Annotated in this window: 21 protein-coding genes; 5 read left to right on the top strand and 16 right to left on the bottom strand. The window is 33.5% G+C overall.

The window, feature by feature from the left end:
* Positions 1-91: 91 nt before the first annotated feature.
* From ACWA1B_RS08585 to ACWA1B_RS08520, 14 genes are all read right to left on the bottom strand, one after another.
* A complete protein-coding gene (locus ACWA1B_RS08585) occupies positions 92-370 on the bottom strand; it encodes a DUF2805 domain-containing protein (RefSeq protein WP_035648923.1) in 279 nt (92 codons plus the stop codon).
* Positions 371-489: 119 nt separating this feature from the next.
* On the bottom strand, positions 490-1,317 hold the full coding sequence (locus ACWA1B_RS08580; protein ID WP_456905935.1) for a sterol desaturase family protein: 828 nt from the start codon (positions 1,315-1,317) through the stop codon (positions 490-492).
* A 192-nt stretch (positions 1,318-1,509) separates the two neighbouring features.
* Positions 1,510-1,752: a GlsB/YeaQ/YmgE family stress response membrane protein gene (locus ACWA1B_RS08575; protein WP_456905933.1), complete on the bottom strand. Its 243-nt coding sequence runs from the start codon at positions 1,750-1,752 to the stop codon at positions 1,510-1,512.
* A 42-nt stretch (positions 1,753-1,794) separates the two neighbouring features.
* Positions 1,795-2,502 carry an aquaporin Z gene (gene aqpZ / locus ACWA1B_RS08570; RefSeq protein ID WP_456905931.1) on the bottom strand — a complete coding sequence of 236 codons (708 nt, stop codon included), beginning with the start codon at positions 2,500-2,502 and terminating at the stop codon, positions 1,795-1,797.
* A gap of 33 nt (positions 2,503-2,535) precedes the next feature.
* Positions 2,536-2,892 (bottom strand): DoxX family protein, encoded by a 357-nt coding sequence (locus ACWA1B_RS08565; RefSeq protein WP_456905929.1) that lies wholly within the window; start codon positions 2,890-2,892, stop codon positions 2,536-2,538.
* Positions 2,893-2,979: 87 nt separating this feature from the next.
* Positions 2,980-3,876, bottom strand: a complete 897-nt coding sequence (locus ACWA1B_RS08560; RefSeq protein ID WP_456905927.1) for an EamA family transporter — start codon at positions 3,874-3,876, stop codon at positions 2,980-2,982.
* A 216-nt stretch (positions 3,877-4,092) separates the two neighbouring features.
* Entirely contained in the window at positions 4,093-5,271 is a 1,179-nt protein-coding gene (locus ACWA1B_RS08555; protein ID WP_456905925.1) for a peptidylprolyl isomerase, read from the bottom strand.
* A 33-nt stretch (positions 5,272-5,304) separates the two neighbouring features.
* Positions 5,305-6,381 carry a peptidylprolyl isomerase gene (locus ACWA1B_RS08550; RefSeq protein WP_456905923.1) on the bottom strand — a complete coding sequence of 359 codons (1,077 nt, stop codon included), beginning with the start codon at positions 6,379-6,381 and terminating at the stop codon, positions 5,305-5,307.
* Positions 6,382-6,398: 17 nt separating this feature from the next.
* Positions 6,399-7,088 (bottom strand): gliding motility-associated peptidyl-prolyl isomerase GldI, encoded by a 690-nt coding sequence (gene gldI, locus ACWA1B_RS08545; protein ID WP_456905921.1) that lies wholly within the window; start codon positions 7,086-7,088, stop codon positions 6,399-6,401.
* A 6-nt stretch (positions 7,089-7,094) separates the two neighbouring features.
* Positions 7,095-8,099: a DHH family phosphoesterase gene (locus ACWA1B_RS08540; RefSeq protein WP_456905919.1), complete on the bottom strand. Its 1,005-nt coding sequence runs from the start codon at positions 8,097-8,099 to the stop codon at positions 7,095-7,097.
* A 115-nt stretch (positions 8,100-8,214) separates the two neighbouring features.
* Positions 8,215-9,471, bottom strand: a complete 1,257-nt coding sequence (locus ACWA1B_RS08535; protein ID WP_456905917.1) for a voltage-gated chloride channel family protein — start codon at positions 9,469-9,471, stop codon at positions 8,215-8,217.
* A gap of 144 nt (positions 9,472-9,615) precedes the next feature.
* Positions 9,616-9,999 carry a RidA family protein gene (locus ACWA1B_RS08530; protein WP_035648901.1) on the bottom strand — a complete coding sequence of 128 codons (384 nt, stop codon included), beginning with the start codon at positions 9,997-9,999 and terminating at the stop codon, positions 9,616-9,618.
* Positions 10,000-10,160: 161 nt separating this feature from the next.
* Positions 10,161-10,469 (bottom strand): chaperone modulator CbpM, encoded by a 309-nt coding sequence (locus ACWA1B_RS08525; protein WP_456905915.1) that lies wholly within the window; start codon positions 10,467-10,469, stop codon positions 10,161-10,163.
* Positions 10,459-11,379 (bottom strand): DnaJ C-terminal domain-containing protein, encoded by a 921-nt coding sequence (locus tag ACWA1B_RS08520; RefSeq protein WP_456905913.1) that lies wholly within the window; start codon positions 11,377-11,379, stop codon positions 10,459-10,461. The genes ACWA1B_RS08525 and ACWA1B_RS08520 overlap by 11 nt, the downstream gene beginning before the upstream one ends.
* Before the next feature lie 303 nt (positions 11,380-11,682).
* Here ACWA1B_RS08520 and ACWA1B_RS08515 point away from each other — a divergent pair, with 303 nt between their 5' ends.
* Positions 11,683-12,405, top strand: coding sequence for a hypothetical protein (locus tag ACWA1B_RS08515; protein ID WP_456905911.1), 723 nt, complete (start codon positions 11,683-11,685; stop codon positions 12,403-12,405).
* Between the two features lie 170 nt (positions 12,406-12,575).
* On the opposite strand, the gene ACWA1B_RS08510 is transcribed toward ACWA1B_RS08515, so the two are convergent.
* A complete protein-coding gene (locus tag ACWA1B_RS08510; protein WP_456905909.1) occupies positions 12,576-13,103 on the bottom strand; it encodes a hypothetical protein in 528 nt (175 codons plus the stop codon).
* Between the two features lie 222 nt (positions 13,104-13,325).
* Between ACWA1B_RS08510 and guaA the strand changes: the two genes are divergently transcribed.
* From guaA to ACWA1B_RS08490, 4 genes are all read left to right on the top strand, one after another.
* On the top strand, positions 13,326-14,855 hold the full coding sequence (gene guaA, locus ACWA1B_RS08505; protein ID WP_456905907.1) for a glutamine-hydrolyzing GMP synthase: 1,530 nt from the start codon (positions 13,326-13,328) through the stop codon (positions 14,853-14,855).
* Positions 14,856-14,916: 61 nt separating this feature from the next.
* Entirely contained in the window at positions 14,917-16,833 is a 1,917-nt protein-coding gene (locus tag ACWA1B_RS08500) for a LysM peptidoglycan-binding domain-containing protein (protein WP_456905905.1), read from the top strand.
* Between the two features lie 95 nt (positions 16,834-16,928).
* Positions 16,929-19,025 carry a PBP1 and LysM peptidoglycan-binding domain-containing protein gene (locus ACWA1B_RS08495; RefSeq protein ID WP_456905903.1) on the top strand — a complete coding sequence of 699 codons (2,097 nt, stop codon included), beginning with the start codon at positions 16,929-16,931 and terminating at the stop codon, positions 19,023-19,025.
* The gene (locus tag ACWA1B_RS08490; protein ID WP_456905901.1) at positions 19,025-19,426 is read left to right on the top strand and encodes an OsmC family protein; all 402 of its coding nucleotides are present in this window, start codon (positions 19,025-19,027) and stop codon (positions 19,424-19,426) included. Before ACWA1B_RS08495 ends, ACWA1B_RS08490 begins: the two co-directional genes overlap by 1 nt.
* 271 nt (positions 19,427-19,697) lie before the next feature.
* Here the strand turns inward: ACWA1B_RS08490 and ACWA1B_RS08485 are convergent, their stop codons facing one another.
* Positions 19,698-21,554, bottom strand: a complete 1,857-nt coding sequence (locus ACWA1B_RS08485) for a glycoside hydrolase family 35 protein (RefSeq protein WP_456905899.1) — start codon at positions 21,552-21,554, stop codon at positions 19,698-19,700.
* Positions 21,555-21,574 lie beyond the last annotated feature (20 nt).

Genomic DNA, 21,574 nt, shown 5'->3' with positions numbered 1-21,574 from the left:
GTTTAGTTATGTGTATTTGACTCGTAAATTATCAAATTGTTACACTTTTATATAAATATAAAAAAAAACTCCTGAAATTCAGGAGTTTGTATTAATCTAGTTTGTTTTTTATGTAATATTTTCCATCCAAATCCTCATCAAAGTCGTCAATTTTTACTGGCTTTGGTTTTGGCTTATTTGCAATTGCCTTTTTTTTCCACATTTCAAATTTTTCTACAGGCATCTTCTTTTTCATGATTTCCAGAACTTCTTTTTCTGCTAATCCAAATTCTTTTTTTATGATTTCAAATGGATTTTTTTCTTCTAAAGCTAACGAAACAAGTCTTTCTGTTTGTTCCCAATTCAATTCTTTGCGGCTACTCTTTTTCATCTCGTGAAAATTAATTCAAAATAGAGGTTAATGATTAATAGATTGATTTTCATTTTATATATCAATATTAATAAAAAAAATAATTAGTTGGTGCGCTGAACTATTTTTTTTTATTGATTTTAACTGTTTTTTGCGGATCTTGATTTTTGAAACGGAATTTGCAGCAAATTTGCTAATTTGTTGTGTTCTTCGGGCTTCATATGAGTATCAACTCCGTAAATTAATTCTTCTTTTGGCAAAGTTGTAAATGTGCCGAAAAGACGGTCCCAAACCGAAAATATATTTCCGTAATTGCTGTCTGTGTAAGGAAGCATATAATGATGATGAACTTTATGCATATTTGGAGAAACAATTAGGTAACTTAAAAAAATATCCAGCTTTTTTGGGAGCGAAATATTGGCATGATTGAATTGCGAACCAATAACCGATAATGATTGATACAGAAAAACCATCCACATTGGACTTCCAACAATTAATACTCCTAAAGTTGTAAATATAAAACGAATAATACTTTCTCCAGGATGATGTCTGTTGGCCGTAGTTGTATCAATCCAGGTATCTGTATGATGTATAAGATGAAAACGCCATAGAAATTTTATTTTATGTTGTATGTAATGTGCCAGATAAGCGCCAATCAGATCTAGTAAAAGCAAGCCTATTATAGTATAAAGCCAAATTGGAATTTCAGGAAGCCATTCCAGAATTCCAAAATGATTTTCAGTAGTCCAAGCTGCGGTTTTGATTAAGATAAAAGCTAAAACGAAATTGACAATAATTGTCGTAAGCGTAAAAAAGATATTGATTCCTGCATGATGCCATTTTTTGTACTGCATCTGAAAAAGAGGAAAAGTATTTTCGATTAGCCAAAAAAGAGTTATTCCTCCAACCAAAATTAAGCTTCTGTGTGAAGAAGGAATTGTACTGAAATAGGTAATAATATCATTCATAATTCAATAATGTATTTGTTCAAATGTAATAAAATTGACGAAATAACAACATGAATTATGAGAAATATGTATTTAAACTTCTAATCTATTAAATTATTTAAAATAAAAAAAAGAGAAAAAAGGTTGTTAAAACTTCTTTTTTCTCTTGATATGATTTTATTAGGTAACTAATTTATTTTTGATGCCTTTGGCTTAAGCTTTTTTAATCAGGCTGATAATGAAGAGTAAAACCCACGCACCACCAACAGCAATTAAAATTTGCCAAAGAAGTCCGCCTCCACCAATGCCAAATTTTCCGGCAATCCATCCGCCAACAAAACCTCCAATGATTCCAACGATAATATTACCAATTAAACCAAAGCCCGCACCTTTCCAGATTTGACCAGCCAGCCATCCAGAAATTGCACCAATAAGTAAGAAATATAAAAATTCCATGTTTTAAGTTTTAATGTTTATATGTGATTTTAGCGTATGAATTTATGCTTCATCATTCGTCTGCAATAAGTTCTTGTAGATAAATCCAGCTACTATTGCACCTAAGATTGGCGCGACCCAAAACAACCAAACTTGAGATAAAGGTTCGCCTCCAGCAAAAATGGCCTGAGATAAAGATCGTGCAGGGTTAACTGAAGTATTAGTGATTGGAATACTGATTAAGTGAATTAAAGTCAAAGCCAAGCCAATTGCAATTCCTGCAAATCTTCCGTTTGCGAACTTGTCTGTTGCTCCTAAAATCACCAAAAGGAAAAATAAAGTCAATACAAATTCGGCTATAAAAGCGGCTTGTAAAGAATATCCGTCAGGAGAAAATGCTCCAAAACCATTTGATGCAAATGCACCAGCTTTTGTATTGTCAATTACAAAACCGGCTTTTCCAGAAGCGATTGTGTATAAAGTTCCTGCCGCCGCAATTGCGCCAATACACTGAGCGATAATGTAAGGGATAAGCTCTTTTGCTGAAAATCTTCCACCGGCCCATAATCCAAATGAAACTGCCGGATTAAAATGCCCACCAGAAATGTGACCAACAGCATATGCCATTGTAAGAACAGTTAAACCGAAAGCTAAAGCAACTCCTGCAAATCCAATTCCTAAATCAGGAATTCCGGCTGCAAAAATGGCGCTTCCGCAACCTCCAAAAACTAACCAAAAAGTTCCAAAAAACTCTGCAAATAATTTTTTCATAATTAAGTAATTTTAAATTAATAGATTCGATTATTAAAGGGTATATTGGAATGCCCAAAAAATCAAAACAATTTGTAAGGGCAAACGTACAAATAAAATCCATTTTGGTAAATTAAAACTTGCTTTTTTATTTTGGTACATGTACAAATTCGCCGGAAATACTGCAATTAACAATGCAATAATTCCCCATGCAGCAAAATGTTTTGTAAAAGGAAACAATAGGAGGAAGCCTAATATGATTTCGACAGCTCCACTTAAATTATTTAGTAATTTGGGGTTTTTAAATGCGGGCGGAATGATCTTAATGTACATTCCCGGTTTTCTGAAATGATTGATTCCGGCAATTATATATAGAAAAGCCATTAAATATAAATGCCAAGGTTGTTTCATGATATAGTGTTGTATATCACGAATTTATAAAAAAATTAACAATTATTGCATTACAAGGCCCTTTTTTTTAAAGAGCATCAAAATCGTCTATTTTTTAGCCTTGAAATTTACATTCATAATAATTATGGCGAAAATGATCAAAACAATTCCGACCCATTGTAAAAAGATAACTTTTTCATTTAAAAGAACAAAAGCCATTGTAACAGAAACGGGAAGTTCAAGAGCAGAAACAATACTTCCTAATCCAATTCCGGTCAAAGGGAAACCAGCATTCATTAACATAGGAGGGATGATAGTTCCAAACAAAGACAAAACAATTCCCCATTTCATAAAAATAGCGAGATTAAATGATCCAGTCTGAGTTACGAATGCGAAAGAAAAAACAATTATAGCTCCTCCTAAAAGCATATATAAACTACGTTGTGCAGACGAAATTGTGGTTGCAACACGGTTTGCGGTAAACATAGTTGTCGTGAAAGAAGCAGCTGCTAAAATCCCCCAAACGATTCCTCTCCAGTCTAATTGAAAATCAGCATGAATAAGATTTGTAGCCAAAGCTGTTCCAATAAGAACAATAAAAACGGCGATTACTTTTTGTTTTGAAGGCAGTTTTTTTTCTAAAATCATTTCTAATAAAACACCCATCCAAACGGTTTGCATCAATAAAACAATCCCAATTGAAACCGGAATATATTTTACAGCCAAATAATAAAACAAACTTGTCATTCCTAATGAAGTTCCGGCAAGCATCAAGCTAAAAATGTTTTTTGAAGAAGCTTTTACTTCAGTTCCTTTATTTTTGATTTTCTGAAATGCATTGATTATCAAAATTCCAATTATTCCCAAAACAAATTGTGAAGTTGTTACTTCTGCTGTTGTATATCCTTCAGAATAAGCCATTTTTACAAAAGTGGCTAGCATTCCGTAAGTTGTAGCTCCTAAAGCAACTAAAAAAACTCCTTTTAATACATTGTTTTGTGACATTTGATATTCCTGTTTTAAAATTAAGGCCGGCAAAGGTAAGCTATTTTGTTTGTGATTTAATAGAAAAACGAAGTAAACATTAGGATTAATATTATTCAAAGATTATTTTATGGCTTTAAATTGTATATTTTTAAAAAAATGAAAATCTGTAAAATGAAAAAACCATCAAAGCTTATGTTTTGATGGTTTCTTTTTTTAATAAATCTTTCAGTTCAATTATTTGACTGGCTGATTTTTATAAGTTTCAATTTCGAAAATTAAAGTTGCATTTGGAGGAATCACACCGCCAGCACCTTTTTCTCCATAAGCTAAATTTGAAGGAAGGAAGAAAATTGCTTTTTCGCCGTCAGTCATCATATCTAATGCTTCAATAAATCCAGGAATCATACCGTCTTTTTTGCCAACTGCAAAAGGAAAAGCTTTGTATCCTCCGCCAGCATCTCTGTTTGGATCATATTTTCCATATGCTTTTGCAACCGTCGCCATACTGCTATCAAAAAGATTTCCATCTTCAAAATAACCAGCATAGTGAAAATAAATTGTTGATCCTTCAGCGCCTTTTACGCCAGTTCCTTTTTGTGTAATCACATATTTTAAGCCAGATGCAGTTGTAGTTGCTTTTGCTTTAGTTGCTGTAAAATAAGCCGCTTTTTGTGCAACTACTTTTTGTGCTTCAAGTTTTTTTGTCTCTTCTTTTTTAACGTCATCAGCTAAAACTTTCACAGCATCAAACTTTTTAGCAGCGTCGCCCTTGCGTGTAATAGTAATTTTTGTCATGATATCATCCTGAACAATTTTATTTACATTGTCCATTCCTGAAACGACATGACCAAAAATAGTGTGTTTTCCGTTTAACCAAGGAGTATCTTTATGTGTAATGAAAAATTGGCTTCCGTTAGTTGCCGGACCAGAATTTGCCATTGCCAAAATACCACCTTTATCAAATTTTAATTCCTCAGTAAATTCATCTTTAAATGAATAGCCCGGACCTCCAGAACCATTTCCGTCTGGATCTCCACCCTGAATCATGAAATCATTAATAACTCTGTGAAATTTCAATCCATCATAAAATGGTTTTCCTTTTAGTTTTTCAACTTTAACATTTGGATTAGTTCCTTCTGCTAAAGAAATAAAATTAGCCACTGTAACAGGAGCTTTTACATATTCTAATACAACAACAATATCACCTTTTGAAGTTGAGATCGTTGCAAAAATTCCTTCATTAGGATTTGCAGGCGTAGCCGCTTTTACCGCTGCTGTTTTTGCCGGAGCTGCCGATTTTGTCGGAGTTGTTTTTGTTGCCGCAGCTTTTGGTTTTGCTGCTGGTTTTTTTGTTGTTTGAGCTTGTAAATTTAATATTGCCAAACAGAATAATAATAGAAATTTAAATTTCATTTTGTTTCGAATTTAAGTCTATGAAATAATTTATTATTGTGGTTTTTCTAACAATTGAATCTCGAAAATAATGTTAGCATTTGGTGGAATAACGCCTCCTGCGCCGGTTGCTCCATAAGCTAAATGAGAAGGAATAAAAAGTACTGCTTTATCTCCAAATGACAACTGCTCAATTCCTTCAATAAATCCAGGAATCAAACCATCTTTTTTACCTGCCTGAAATGGAATTGGCTGGTAACCGTTTTGTTCTGCTCTTGTAGCATCATATTTTCCAAAAGCTTTATTAACATCAGGGATACTTGAATCGAATAAAGTTCCATCTTCAAGGAAACCTGCGTAATGAATATAAATCTGGCTTCCAGTTGCTGGTTTTTTGCCAGATCCTTTTTCAGTAATAACAAATTCTAAACCTGAATTCGTTTTTGTTGCCTTTGGTCTGATTGAAGCATAATAAGCTACTTTTTCTTTTTGAACTCCGGCATACTTGCTTTTCTCTTTTGCAATTTCTGAAAAATAGTCATGAAATACTTTTACAGCATCAAATTTCTTTGCTGCTTCTCCGTTTCTGATAATCGTAACTTTTATAATCGTGTCGTCTTGCTTTACTTGGTTTACAACTTCTTGTCCTTTTTCAACTACGTGACCAAAAATCGTATGTTTTCCTTCTAACCAAGGCGTTTCAACATGCGTAATAAAAAACTGGCTGCTGTTTGTTCCAGGACCGTTATTTGCCATTGCCAAAACTCCTGGTTTGTCAAATTTCAAATCGGTAATTTCGTCTTTAAATTTATATCCAGTGTCACCTGAACCAGTTCCTTCAGGATCTCCAGACTGAATCATGAAATTTTCAATAACTCTGTGAAATTTCAAACCATCAAAAAAAGGTTGATTTTTTTTGTACTCTTTGGTTACAAATTCGTTTTTGCCTTCTGCCAAAGTCACAAAGTTTGCTACAGTAACAGGTGCTTTTGTATAGTCTAATTCAACAATGATATGTCCTTTGTTTGTTTCAATATCGGCGTATAAACCATCAGGCAAATTGCTGTGTTCATCTTTACATGAATAAAGTGAGGTTACGGCTAATAGTAATAATAAGATATTCTTTTTCATTTCTAAAATGTTTTTATTTAAGGGTTTACTGTATCTTTTTTAATTGGTGCAGCTGGTTTTGCAGCAACCGGTTTTGGAGTAGCAGGTTTCGGTGTTTGTCCTGCCGGAGTTTGCGTATCTGCAGATTGTCCAGCCAGAACAGCTGTTTTGGGAGCTGTAGGATCTGGAACAAAATTACGAAGCGTTACGGTACACATTAAAGATTCATTTGGCCCAATTTTATTATTGTCTCCATGATATCCGTAAGCAATGTGTGAAGGAAACAAAAAGGTAACAGTTTCACCTTTGTGCATATATTTGATACCATCACGCAATCCCATCATAATGTCTTGTTTATCTACATAATAGGTTTGCGGACCAAGATCAGCTTCAGAATAAATGATTTTACCCTGAATGTCTTTTACTTCTAAATTGTAATAAGCAATATCCCCTCGGCGAGGTGTTTGGGTTTCGTTTGGATTTTTTTCATCATAAGAAAACCAATAGCCTTTTTTTGTGGCATAATATTTTACTTTTGGATTGCTCTTTATGATTTTTTTGATGACATCCTCTTCATTAGCAACTAGCTTTTTATTTCGGTCAGCTGATTTTTTCATGAAAGTACCCGATGCTCTTGAAAGCGGTCTTCTGGCTTCTTCATGTTGCTTGCAGCTGGCAAATAAAACAGTAAAAAGAAGTGTGTAAATACTGATTTTTAAATATTTCATATTCGGTTATATTGCAAGTTTAGTAACTAAATTTTCAAATTTCGCTAAGGTTTCTTCCATTGATAATTCAGATTTTCCGCCGGCTGCATTGCTGTGCCCTCCGCCGTTAAAATGATCTCTGGCAAATTGATTTACATCAAATCCACCTTGCGAACGGAAAGATATTTTGATGATTTTCTCGTCCTTATTTTCGATAAAAATAGCGGTAAAAACGATACCTTTTATACTAAGTCCGTAATTTACGATTCCTTCAGTATCTCCTTTTACATAATCGAATGAATCTAATTCATCTTGAGTAAGTGAAGTATATGAGGTTTTGTGTTCTTCAAAAACTTTCATATTCTGTAAAGCACGACCCAATAATTGTAAACGGCTGTATGAGCTATTATCGAATAATAAAACGGGAATTTGAGTGTTTTCAACACCTAAATCAATTAATTCTGCAATAATTCGATGCGTGTTTCCTGTTGTTCCGGGAAAACGAAACGAGCCAGAATCAGTCAAAATTCCGGTGTAAATGCAAGTCGCAATAGTTTTATCAATATCTTCTTTTTTATTTAGAAAAGAAATAAAGTTGTAAACCATTTCGCAGGTTGAACCAAATTCAGTGTCAGAATACATGTATGTAGCATAATCATCAGGTTTTTGATGATGATCGATCATGATAAACGGAACTGTCAATTTTGCTAAAGTGTGTTCCATTTCGCCTGTACGATGAAATGCATTAAAATCAAGTGTGAAAATTAATTCGGCTGCTTCTAATATTTGGGTACAGTTTTCAATATCTTTTTCAAATATTTTTACTTTTTCAGAACCCGGAAGCCATGCTAAAAAATCAGGAAAATCATTAGGCGCAATTACCGTTGCCTGATGATTATTTTTTATTAAAAAATGGTATAATGCTAAAGTTGAACCCATAGCATCGCCATCTGGTCCTCTGTGTGGGATTATTACAATTTTCTTTGGGGCAGAAAGCAACAATTGTATTGCCTGAATATCTTGTATTTTCATAGTGTGCGAATTTACATTTTTTTAATGTAATGTTGCAATCATTTTATAGATTAACACACTTTTAAGTTAGGAGTTAGGTGTTATGAATTTTGTAATTTAAATTTTAGAATTTTAATTACAGATGTTCTAATTCCTTCTTCTGAAATTTTTGATATAATTTATACTTCGGACCTTTTACAATTTGTGATTTATAAATTCCCACAGAACCTGAAGAAAAATAGGCTACAGTGCATGCAATGGCTATGAAAATTCCAGGTTCTATTCCGAATAATTCCATTCCCATAATAGTGCAGGCAATAGGAGTATGGGTGGCACCCGAAAAGACAGCGACAAAACCCATTCCAGCCAAAAGTGCAATTGGCATTGGAAAGATATAAAATAATGCACTGCCTAAAGCTGCTCCAATAAAAAATAGGGGAGTTACTTCACCTCCTTTAAAACCAGCACCTAAAGTAAATCCGGTGAAGAGAATTTTAAGAAGAAAATCATACCATGCATTTGGATGATTAAATGAATCAACAATATAAGGAACACCAAGGCCAGAAAATTGTGTGAATCCAAAATATCCAAAAGCAATTGCTAAAACCACGCCGCCAACAACCGGACGAAGCGGTGGATATTTTATGGTTTTTGAAAAAAGAGAACTCCAAAAATGAGTGCTTCTTGCAAACAATAAAGCGGCCAAGCCCGATAATAATCCTAAAACGATAGTGTAGAATAAGCTACTAGAACTTAATTCAGGTACAACAGGAATACTGTACTGCGTATGTTTGATTTCCCAAAATTCAACTGTGAAATAAGCTGCATAAGCCACTAAAAAAGAAAGCAAAATACTTTTTAAATTGATTTTGCTAAAATATAAAACCTCTAAAGCAAAAATGGCACCGGCCAAAGGTGTTCCGAAAACAGATGCAAAACCTGCACTGATTCCGAGAATAATTAAAATTTTGCGTTCGGAATTATCGAGTTTGAAAAATTTGGTGAATTGATCAGCGATCGCGCCTCCTATTTGAACTGCTGTACCTTCACGTCCGGCAGAGCCTCCAAATAAATGCGTGATCAATGTTCCCAAAAGAACTAAAGGCGCCATTTTGAACGGAATTGCATTCTGCGGATTTTCGTATTCTTCCAGCAATAAATTGTTCCCTTTTAAAACAGATTCTCCCCAGTAATAATAACTTAAACCAACAAATAATCCGCCAATTGGCAAAAACCAGATAATCCAATCGTGTGCAATTCTAAATTGGGTTACCCATTCTAAAGAAACTAGAAAAAACGCTGAAGCTGAACCTGAAAATATGCCAATTAATGCACAAATAATTATCCATTTTGAAATAGAAAGCAATAATTGTTTTAGGTTTTGGGAAGTCATTAATGGATACTAAAATGGTTTCGCCACGAATTTCACGAATTTTCACGAATTAAAATAGAAAAAATCATTTTTTATCTATTTATCCCCATAGCTATCGGGAGTGGCAAAAGAAAAATAATTCTTGAAATTCGTGGCGGAAAAATATTATTGTACTACAGCTGTAAATTCGATTTCAACCAAATATTCAGGAGCAACTAATTTGCTGATTTCATAAAATCCGGTCGTAGGTTTTACATCTTTAAAGAAAGCCGAATGTGCTCTGGCAACTTCTTCAAAAGTAGAAACATCTGTCGTAAAAATTCTTGTTCTGATAACATCTTTAATTCCAACGTTCAAATCTTCAAGAACTTTTTCAACACGTTCAATAATGTTATATGTCTGTGCGTATGCATCATCGGCTTTAACTTTGTCGCCATCAACAATTGCTACAGTTCCCGAAACCTCGATGATATTACCAATTCTTACAGCACGGCAGTATCCCATTTTGTCTTCCCACGGTGATCCTGTTAAGATGTTTTCTCTTTTCATTTTATGATTTTTTTTTTGAATTGTTTTGGTGGTTTTTAAAAACAAATCCAGGTTAATTAATGCGTTGCAATTTATAAAATAAGGTGGTGAAAAAGAATCATTTTGGCTTGAAATCCTGTCATAAATCTTTATTTTTTGTGATATTTTAAAATCCCATTTGCTTATTCTCTTACTTCCTGTTCTTCGTAAATTCTAAGTTTGTTTTGGGTATTTGTTAAATGTTGTTGTAAAGTTTCAATTTTATTTAGTAGATGATAAATAGCATCAATTCCTTCTAGATTGATATTCAGATCATAATGCATACGCATCATTTTTTCGATTGCAGGCAATTGCTCAGGTTCTAGGTATTCATCATTTTCTTCAAAAATAATTTTGATCAAACCATAACTATTAAGGTCTTTTATAAATGTATTTTCAATTTCGTGATACAGACAAAACTGTTTTATTTGAATTAAATTTTTACTGCCCATGATTTCTAAGTTTAGATAATTCTGCAAATAACTCTTTTTCTTTTTCCGATAATTTAGTTGGGATTTTTAGATTGTATGTAACATACAAATCGCCAAATTGATTGTCTTTTTTATAAACAGGAAATCCTTTTCCTTTTAATTTGACTTTTGTTCCCGTTTGTGTTTCGGCAGGAACTTTTATTTTTACTTTTCCATCAAAAGTTTTAATGCTGATTTCTCCGCCAAGAATGGCAGTGTACAAATCCAAATCGACATTTGAATATAAATTGTTTCCGTCTCTTTTAAAATCAGAATTGTTTTGAATTAAAAAAGTAATGTACAAATCGCCATTTGGCCCGCCATTTACACCGGCGCCGCCATGTCCTGGGATTTTTATAACCTGACCGTTTTCAACTCCGGCCGGAATAGTGATTCTGATGTTTTTGCCGTTAACAGTCAGGCTTTGTTTGTGCGTAGTATATGCCGATGCTAAATCGAGCTGTAATTCGGCATTAAAATCCTGGCCGCGATATTTAGATTGAGCTCGGCTGCTTCGTCCAGATCCGTACATTGAATTGAAGAAATCGGAGAAATCACTTCCTGAAAAATCGCCTCCAAAACCAGAAAAATCCTGTCCGCTTTGTTGTCTTGAATATTGCTGTTGTTGCTGATTTGGATCATAACCTGCTTTTTCAAACTCATCGGCATGTTTCCAGTCTTTTCCGTATTTGTCGTATTTTTTACGGTTTTCAGGATTACTCAAAACCTCATTTGCTTCGTTTATTTCCTTGAATTTTTTCTCTGCTTCCTTATCATTCGGATTTAAATCCGGATGATATTTACGAGCTAGTTTTCTGTAAGCTTTTTTGATTTCAGCTTCGGTCGCGGTTTTCGTAATTTCTAATGTTTTATAGTAGTCGATATAATCCATTTTCCTATTGTTTTAATGAAGAAAAATTTAAACCTTGAATTTAGGAATAAGTTGCTTACTGTCAAAGTAAAAGAAGATTTTATAACAAAATTTTTACAAAAGAAATTACTTAGAATATCATATAGATCATATTTAATTTTTATAATTTGAATTAAACCTTGGCAGGTTTTTTGATTCTAAAAATTAGGCCAAATAATTGTTATAAAAACCTTAAAGTGAAAGTTCGGAAACAAATTATGTTATTTTTGCTTTGCTATAAATATTTTATAAAATTATAAAAGCCGATTCGATAAAACTTTTTCAATGAAGCATATTTTATTTGTCATATTATTTTTTTCTGTTGCCTCGGTATCAGCCCAAACTGAATTTAGTACTAAATTCAAGAGCATTCCAGCTCCAAAGTTTGGTGCAAAACCAAAAAAAATGCCTGTTCCAGATATGCCAAGTTTAAACGATCCGGCTGCGCCAACTAATGAAATTCCGAGTATAAAAACACCAAATGTTTACGATAATACCAAATTAACGACAAAATCTAAATTTCAGGTTGGAGAAGAAAAAAGCAAATTTACAATGTCAACCGAAACAGATTTTGCAAATCCAGGCGATCGTTATGTGGACAAAATGGAAAAAGATTTGGATAAGGCTTTAAAAGATGCAGGACTTCGCGAAGGCCGAGGAACATTGGTCAAAAAGAATATTTCGTTAGGAGATTTCAAAACTAAATCGCAATATTTTATTGTAAAATTTCGTGATTTTGGAGCAATCGACGGCGATTTGGTAAAAGTATCAAATAACGATCAAGTAATACGGGATCAGATATTTTTGGATTCTAATTTTAAAGAAGTGAAAATTAATTTATCCGATGGATTTAATAAATTGGATTTTGAAGCGCTAAATATAGGAACACTCGGAGGAAACACCGCCGAAATCCAAGTTTATGATGACAAAGGCGCATTGGTTACCAATGATTATTGGGACAATCTTGCCGCTGGCTTTAAAGCATCTATTGTTGTGACGAAAGAATAATTTTTTTGATATGCTAAGATTCTAAGATACTAAGATTCTAACTTTTTTAAACTTTAATCACTAACTATAAAAAAAGAAGGTTCTAATTTTAGAACCTTCTTTTTTTATATCTCAAAACTAAAATCTTAGAACCTTAGTATCTTAGAATCTCAGAACCTCAGAACCTTAGATTAAAACGGATCCGCAGTAACTTTAAATTTCATGTCTGCTTTAACCGTTACATCTTTGGTTAAAGTTTCTTTCAATGTTACTTGAGTTCTAATTTTGTAACTATCTGCTTTAATGTATTGATCCAGTTTTTTATCGGTACAAATCAAATCAATTGTGTTGCTGGTTGACATAATATTATCCTGATAAGCCAATTCTATTTCATCTGAATTTGTGGTCGAAATATACAAATGAACCGATTTTAAAAACGTAAATGTTTTATCTGACGGATCAGAAATCGATAAATTTAAGGATCTCAGTTTAACATCTTTTACAAGACTAGCTTTTGTTTTATTGTTTTCAAATTCAGCAGAAGAATTTGTTGTTACCTCCGGCGTGATTATTTCCGAAGGCAGATTAATAGGCGAAGTACTCTTAATTTTTATTGAAGTTTCATTCGAAATACTGAATGTCAATAAATCATCAACAGCATCACACGAAGTTAAAAAGATTGACAGCAAAAGCGTCAAGGCAATACATTTTGATTTCATAGTTAATTTTAAATTGGGTTTTTCGTTACATACGAAATATTTTCAGGTTTGGATTTTTGTTTTTAAGGTTCAAAGTTACAAAGGAGCAAAGTTACAAAGTAAAAAACTTTGAATCTTTGTTACTTTGCGCCTTTGCGCCTAAAAATCGGAACGTTGAAAAAAAATATTTATTTTTTCAACGTTCCGATTTTTCATTTTGGAATATAAAAAGTATTTTTGCGCATGCAACACAACGTACTTATTTTAGATTTCGGATCGCAATATACTCAACTTATTGCGCGTAGAGTTCGCGAATTAAATATATTCTGCGAAATTTTCCCTTACAATCACATTCCAAGTGATTTATCAAGTTATAAAGCCGTAATTTTAGGAGGAAGCCCTTTCTCTGTTAGAGGAGAAGATGCACCGCATCCTGATTTATCGCAAATTAGAGGTAAAATGCCTTTGCTAGCCGTTTGTTATGGAGCGCAATATTTAGCGCATTTCAGCGGTGGTGAAGTAGCAGCTTCTAATACAAGAGAATACGGAAGAGCTAACTTGTCTTATATTAAAGAGAATGAAACTTTCTTTGAAGGAGTTTCAGAAAATAGCCAAGTTTGGATGAGCCATAGCGATAGTATCAAAGCGCTTCCAACAAATGCTGTAAAATTAGCAAGTACGCATGACGTAGAATATGCAGCTTACAAAATTGAAGGCGAAACTACTTATGCAATTCAATACCATCCAGAGGTTTACCATTCTACGGATGGGAAGAAAATGCTTGAAAACTTCTTAGTAAAAATTGCTGAAGTTCCTCAAAACTTTACTCCAAATGCTTTCGTCGACGAAATGGTAGCAGAATTAAAAGAAAAACTAGGAAACGATAAAGTTGTTCTTGGTTTATCTGGAGGAGTAGATTCTACTGTAGCGGCGGTTTTATTGCATAAAGCAATCGGACAAAATTTATACTGCATCTTCGTTAACAACGGACTTTTACGTAAAAACGAATTCCAAAATGTATTAGACCAATACAAAGGAATGGGATTAAACGTTAAAGGCGTAGATGCCGGAGATCGTTTCCTTGGCGAATTAGCAGGAATCAGTGATCCTGAAACAAAACGTAAAACAATCGGTCGTGTATTTATCGAAGTTTTTGATGATGAATCACATTTAATCGAAGACGTAAAATGGTTGGCACAAGGAACAATTTATCCAGACGTGATCGAATCTGTTTCGGTAAAAGGACCATCGGCAACTATTAAATCGCACCACAACGTTGGTGGATTGCCAGATTATATGAAATTAAAAATTGTAGAACCACTTAGAATGCTTTTCAAAGATGAAGTGAGAAGAGTTGGAGCTACATTAGGAATCGATCCTGAATTATTAGGAAGACACCCTTTCCCTGGACCTGGATTATCAATCAGAATTTTAGGAGATATTACTCCAGAGAAAGTACAAATTTTGCAAGATGTTGATTCTGTATTTATCGAAGGATTAAAATCTTGGGGATTATACGATAAAGTTTGGCAAGCTGGAGCAATTTTGCTTCCTGTAAACAGTGTTGGTGTAATGGGCGATGAGCGTACATATGAAAAAGTAGTAGCGCTTAGAGCTGTTGAATCTACTGACGGTATGACTGCTGACTGGGTTCATTTACCTTATGATTTCTTGATGAAAGTATCAAATGATATTATAAATAAAGTAAAAGGCGTGAATCGTGTCGTTTACGATATTAGTTCAAAACCACCTGCAACAATTGAGTGGGAATAGTAAGATTTTTCAAATTAAGGCGTTACATTTGTAATGCCTTAATTTTTTAAACCTACTATTTATGAGAGAATTTTTAACGTTTTTTCTTGTCTTTATTTTGTCTTTTAACAGAATAACTGCACAAGATTCATTTATTGAGCACAAAATTCAAAAGGGAGAAACCGCGTATTTTATAGCCCAAAAATATAAGGTTTCGGTTGATGAAATCTTTAAATTCAATCCCGAATCTCAAAATGGAATTAAAGACAATCAGATTATTAAGATTCCAGTTCATTCTTCAGAAAAAATAAAATCAGATCAACAAATTACTCATATTGTTGGCGAGAAAGAAACACTTTACGGTTTATCAAAAAAATACAAAGTTTCTGTAGAAGCTATTCAAAATGCAAATGAGGAAATTCTTGCTGGCGGACTTCAGGTTGGTCAGGAATTGATTATTCCGCAGAACGCTTCGAATCTTTCGAAAACTGAAAATACAAATACTTCAAAAGCTTCGCATCTTGTTGTTGCTAAAGAATCGTTATTTAGCATTGCCAGACAATATAATGTATCAGTTCAGGATTTAGAAAATGAAAATAAAGAATTGCTGCAAAATGGATTGCAGATCGGGCAAACTATTTCAATTCCGAATAAAAGAAAAACTTTAGACGGAAGAGTTCGTGTGATTAATAAAGAAACAATTTTTCATGTTGTTGAACCAAAAGAAACGAAATTTTCGATCGCAAAAAAATATGGAATTTCTATCGATCAATTAGAATCACAAAATCCAGAAATTGTAAACGGATTGATAATTGGAAATAAATTAGCCATCAATACAAAAGAAATTAAACCTGCAAATGAAAGTGAAGAATTGATGCTTGCTCTTGCAGAAAAACAAGTTGTGGTTGAAAAAACAAAAGCCAAAACTGTAGAATTAGAAGATTTAAAAGACAGATTGGTTATTCAGAAAGAAATGAATCAGAAGATTATCAAAATCAATGATTTGAAAGTAAATCTGAATGACATGAATGGTTCTAAAGAAAATTCGGTTGAAAAATTGCGTTTGGTTTTAGAAGCCAATAAAAATGTTCAGGATATTTTGATGGCCAAATTAGATTCATTAGTCAATACAATGAATAATGATTTGGTTGAATTGAAACGAATGGATATTATGAATGTTGATGAGTCAAAACGTCTGGAAAAACAATCGTATGAAAGCATTGGGAAAACGAGTGAATTATCTTCTCAACTGAAAAAAGAATTGGCAGAAAATCGTAAAGCATATGCTGGTTTGATGAACAAAGTAGAAAAAATAGCCGTTGAAGAAAATCAGGAATACAAGAAGAAAATCCGCGAAAGCGAGAAAAATAATAATGTAAATTCAATACAACAACGTTTATCTTTAGAAGAAATCAAGCGTTATAAAATCGAGCAGGAGCAAGGTGATGCGCAAAACCAGCTTTTAATAGCGAAAATTGATTCATTGGATACTCAGAAACAAATTGAAGTAAAAAGACATATCAGCAAAGCTTCTTATTATAGTATGGAAGCACGAAAATTTGATGATAAACTGGCTTTGGTAAAATTGAAAAAGTATCAGGATGAGGCGATTAAAAAACAAAATAAATCGGGAATTTCTGAAGCTTCAAAAGTGGTTTCATTGGAAGAAATGAAGCGCGAATTAGAAGAAAATCCGCTTAAAAAAGGCAAAACAGTTAAAGTTGAAGTTTTTGATAATCTTAAAGAAGTTTCAAACGGCTATTACTTAGTTTTAGGTATATTTACAGACGCAACACTACGCGATAAGCTTATCATGAAACTTATTGATTCTGGTGATTTTAACGCAAGTTTCTTTTTCAATATAAACAGTCTTTCGTATTATGTTTACTCGGATAAGTTCGAAAAGATGGAAGAAGTTTTGTATAAATGCAAGAAAAAGGAAGAAGATGAGTTATATAAAGAGATAATTATTGCTAAGGTCGAGATTGATCTGAGATAATATTTGGGACGGAATTAACACTGGCCCGAATCTTGCTCTGACAAGAATTTAGTAACTTGTTTTTGAATTAAAAATTAAATTGTTTTAAGTCTATTATGAAATATTATTCAACATTATTGTTTCTTGTTTTTTTTATAACCTGTTCTGCTTTTTCGCAGAGTAAGACAGTAAAATATACCGTTTCAGGAAATGAAACTGTAAATGAGATTGCATTAAAATTTAAAGTTACGCCTTATGATATTTATGCATTGAATCCTGATGCAAGAAGTGGTGTAAAGCCAAATACGGTTTTGCTGATTCCTGCAAGCGGTTCAAAAACAACGGTAAAATCTGAACCAACTGTAGCGAAAACGGCAGTCAATTCTAAAGAAATTATTCACGAAGTACAGCCAAAAGAAACTTTTTGGAGTATTGAGCACAAATATGGGATTTCAGACGAAGCGTTGAAAGCTGCAAATCCATTTTTAGAGAAGGATGGAGTTGTAGTTGGACAGAAATTGGTAATTCCTGCAAAAGGCTCAGCTCCAAAAACAGCAGCTAGCGCTAAACCGTCTAAAAATAGTTCACAGGAAAAATATGTGTATCATGATGTTGCGCCAAAGGAAACAAAATTTGGTATTGCAAAGCAATATAATATGACAGTTGAAGAATTAGAAAAAAGAAACCCTGAAATTGTTTCAAACCTTCCAGTTGGATACCGATTGACTATAAAAGGAACTGCTCCAAATACAGAAGCGGCGCCAATTGCAAATACCACAAAACCTGCTGAAACTAAAAAAACGGAAACGTCTAAAAAGGCAACAACTTACATGGATTATCAGGTAAAGCCAAAAGAGACTTTTTATAGTTTAGGAAGAACTTTTCATTTGAGCCAAGAGGAGTTGACGGCATTAAATCCGGCACTTTCTGAAGGTGTAAAAGAAGGAATGGTTTTGAAAGTTCCGACAGGATATTTAGCGCCTCAGCCGATTATTGCTCAAGCACAGCCAGTAGAAAAAGCTATTGAAAAGCCGATTGAAAAAGCTGTAGAAACTTCTGCTCCAAGCGGTATTAAAATTGTTGATAAAGTGAAATCTGAAACGGTTTCTGCAGATCCTGAAATAGTAGAACTGACAAAGAAAAGAGGTCAGACTGAGCGTCAGAAAGTAGTTTTATTATTGCCTTTTAATCTGGCTAAAATGCAAAGTGATACTACAAGCGCTGCAAATCGAATTAAAAGCGATAAATTTTTAAATATGACATTGGATTTTTATTCGGGAGCGATGATGGCAATTGATTCGGCTAAAACGTTGAAACTACCAATTGATGTTGCCATTTATGATTCAGGAGAAACTAAAACTTCATCGAATATTTCTAGTTTGATTGCTCAGAATAAACTGCAGAATGCAAATGCAGTTATTGGACCATTTTATCAAAATAATGCCGAAGCGACTGCAAATATGCTGCGTGCAGATAATGTACCCGTAATTTCACCGTTATCAAAGGATGCCGCAAATCCAATTGATAATTTATATCAGGCCATCCCGTCAAATGATGTAATCCGTAATTCGGTTTTTGATTATATGCGTGCAAAAAACGGAAATATAGTCGCTGTTGTTGATAAGAAAAAAGAATCGGTTATAAATTATATTAAACAGAATCAAAAAGGTGTAGTGTTTGCTTCTTTGACAGAAACTGGCGGATTAGATGTTGCCAACCTAAAAGGTTTGCTTCTTCCTGGAAGAATGAACTATGTAGTTATGGAAACAGGAAATACAGCAATGGTGAAAACTACCATAAAAGCATTGCTTGATTCGCAAAAAACATGTCAGGTGCAATTGGTCATTTTAGAGCCAAACAGTACATTAGATACAGATGAAATCAGTTTTGATAATTTAGTGAAGTTGAAATTGATGTATCCTTCTATTACCCGCGAGAGCGACGAAGCAGGAGCATTGATTTTCAAAAAAGAATACCGATTGAAAAATAAAGTGAATCCAAATACTTATGCAACAAAAGGATTTGATGTTACTTTTGATACGATGATGCGTTTGGTTCAAGGAAAAACATATCAGGAAACAGCAGATTTAATGACCACAGAACAAGTGGATAATAAATTTCAATATTACAAAAAAGAAGATGGCGGACACGCAAATAAAGGTGTTTACATTTTATATTACGACAGCGATTTAACTTTAAAAGAAGCAAATTAATGACATCAAAAGTAACCTATTTAGGCGATTTAAGAACAAGTTCAATTCACGTGCAATCTGGAAGCGAAATTATTTCAGATGCACCATTAGATAATAACGGAAAAGGAGAGGCTTTTTCTCCAACAGATACAGTTGCAAATGCTTTAGCAAGCTGCATGATGACAATTATGGGAATTAAAGCCCGTGATTTAGAAGTTAATTTTGTGGGTTCTACAGCTGAAGTAACTAAAATCATGAATGCAGAACCAAGAAGAATTGGAGCAATTGAAATTGTGTTTCAAATGAAAAGCAATGCTGATGAAAAAAGTAAAACAATTTTAGAAAGAGCAGCGATGACTTGTCCTGTATTTTTGAGTTTAAGTTCAGAAATAGAAAAGAAAATTACTTTCAATTGGAATTAATTTTTGAATGTATATCAAAAAAGCAACTGTCGCAAAAGGGCAGTTCTTTTTTTTAAGCTTCGGAGAAGCGAAATATTTATAGCAAAGAATCCATAATATACAATATTAAGCTCCAGAGAAGCGACATGTCTTTTTTATAAGTAAAGACATGTCGCTTCTCTGGAGCTTTTTTCTCAGTTATCTTATTTGAATTCTATAAATATTTTACCCCGCTGGGGTTTTTATTTATAAAGTTTCGACTTTGTCTAAAGTCTTTTAAATAGCTTCTTTCTTAACCTTTTTCAGGTTTTAAATCTTCTAGAATTGGTGTTGTAATAGTTTTGACTTCTTTTTGAATAGTTTCATTTTTCTGTTCAAAAATGGTAATTTGGTTTTTTCCTTTTTTAAGCCAGCATCCTGGAACATAAAGCGTTTGTTGTGGGCCAACACTCCAATAACGGCCAATATTGATTCCGTTGATAAAGACAATTCCTTTTCCGAAGTCTCTCATATCTAGAAATGTATCTCCTGTTTTTTTTAAATCAAAAGTTCCTCGGTACAAAACAGGACGATTCGTTTTTCCTGAGTTTTTGTAAGCCGTTAAGTCAGGTTCTTTATTCATTGGGAATTTATACATTTCCCAATTACCTGTAATCGTTTCTCCATTAATAATTACGGGACTGATAATTCCTTTATTGTTGGAATTAATTTGTGATCCATAATTAATACGTCCCATATTTTCGACTAAAATATCTAAAGTCGCATTGAAAGGAACTTCAATTTCGCAGCTGTATTTTTTGTAATATCGGTTTAATTCGGCAACCTTTTTTCCGTTCAGATATACAATCGCATAATCACGCAATCCGTTTAATTCTAATTTTCCACTGATAGGTTGTGTAAATTTTTTACTGTACCAAACATAACCGTCACCTTGATTTAACTGCTCAAATGTTTGTGGTGTATCTTCGATTATCGGATCAATTTTCGATTTTAAATTTTCCAAATCAACGATTTTCGAAAGAGAAATATTTGGAATCGTGATTACAGGAAATTGCTCAGGGATATTAGGTGTTTCTTTAGTTTTTAAAAGTTCTCTTAAAGCATTGTATTTTGGAGTTGCCCAACCGGCTTCGCTTATTGGCGCATCATAATCGTATGATGTCATATCGGGCTGAATATCGTGTTCTTTATCATAATTGGCACCAGAAGTAAATCCGAAATTGGTACCGCCGTGAACCATATAATAATTGAAAGACACATTATTATCCAAATATTTTTTAGTCTGACGAACCGTTTGTTCCGGTTTTTGAGTCGGAAATGGTTCTGCCCAATGATCCAACCAACCCGGATAAAATTCGGCAACCATGTATGGACCTTGATTATTATTGAATTGATCTACGACTTTTTTAAGTTTTGTCACATCATCTTCGCCGTTTGCAGTTGGTAAAGCTCCCGGAAGAGCTCCGCCTTCAAAAAGCCAGCTTCCGTCTGAAGTGAAAAATGGAACTTCAAAACCAACATCTTTTAATTGTTGAAAAACAGTTGCACTATATTTTTTATGTTCTTCTAACGGAATATCTTTTCGCTGTGACACATACGAACCAAATTCATTTTCACCCTGAACCATAATAATTGGTCCACCCTTCGTGATTTGCAAATTGGCAACTTGTTTGTATAATTCCGTAAAATAAGCTTTTGTAGCGGCTAAATATTCCTTATTATTGCCACGAATAACCATATTGGGAACATTTTGCAAAAACCAAGGATAACCTCCAAATTCCCATTCTGCACAAACGTAAGGTCCCGGACGTAAAATCACAAACAAACCTTCTTCCTGAGCGGTTTTAATATATTCGGCTAAATTTTTATTACCTGTTTTGAAATCCCAAACTCCGGGAGCAATTTCATGATAATTCCAAAATACATAAGTAGCAACAGCATTTAAGCCCATTGCTTTCATCATCTTTAAACGATGTCTCCAATACGGCTGAGGAATTCGGGAATAATGCATTTCACCAGAGTGAATTTGTATCGGATTTCCATTTAAAAGAAAATTTCCATCGCGAATCGCAAAGGTTTGCTTTTGTTGTGCAGTTGACGATAATGCTGTGAAAAGCAAAAATATAAAAGTGTATAAGATTTTTTTCATTAGTGAAATACTATAAATAA

This window comes from Flavobacterium xizangense (assembly GCF_054075145.1).
Note: the sequence above shows the minus strand (reverse complement) of the source record. Positions and strands in the feature narration are given on the sequence as shown.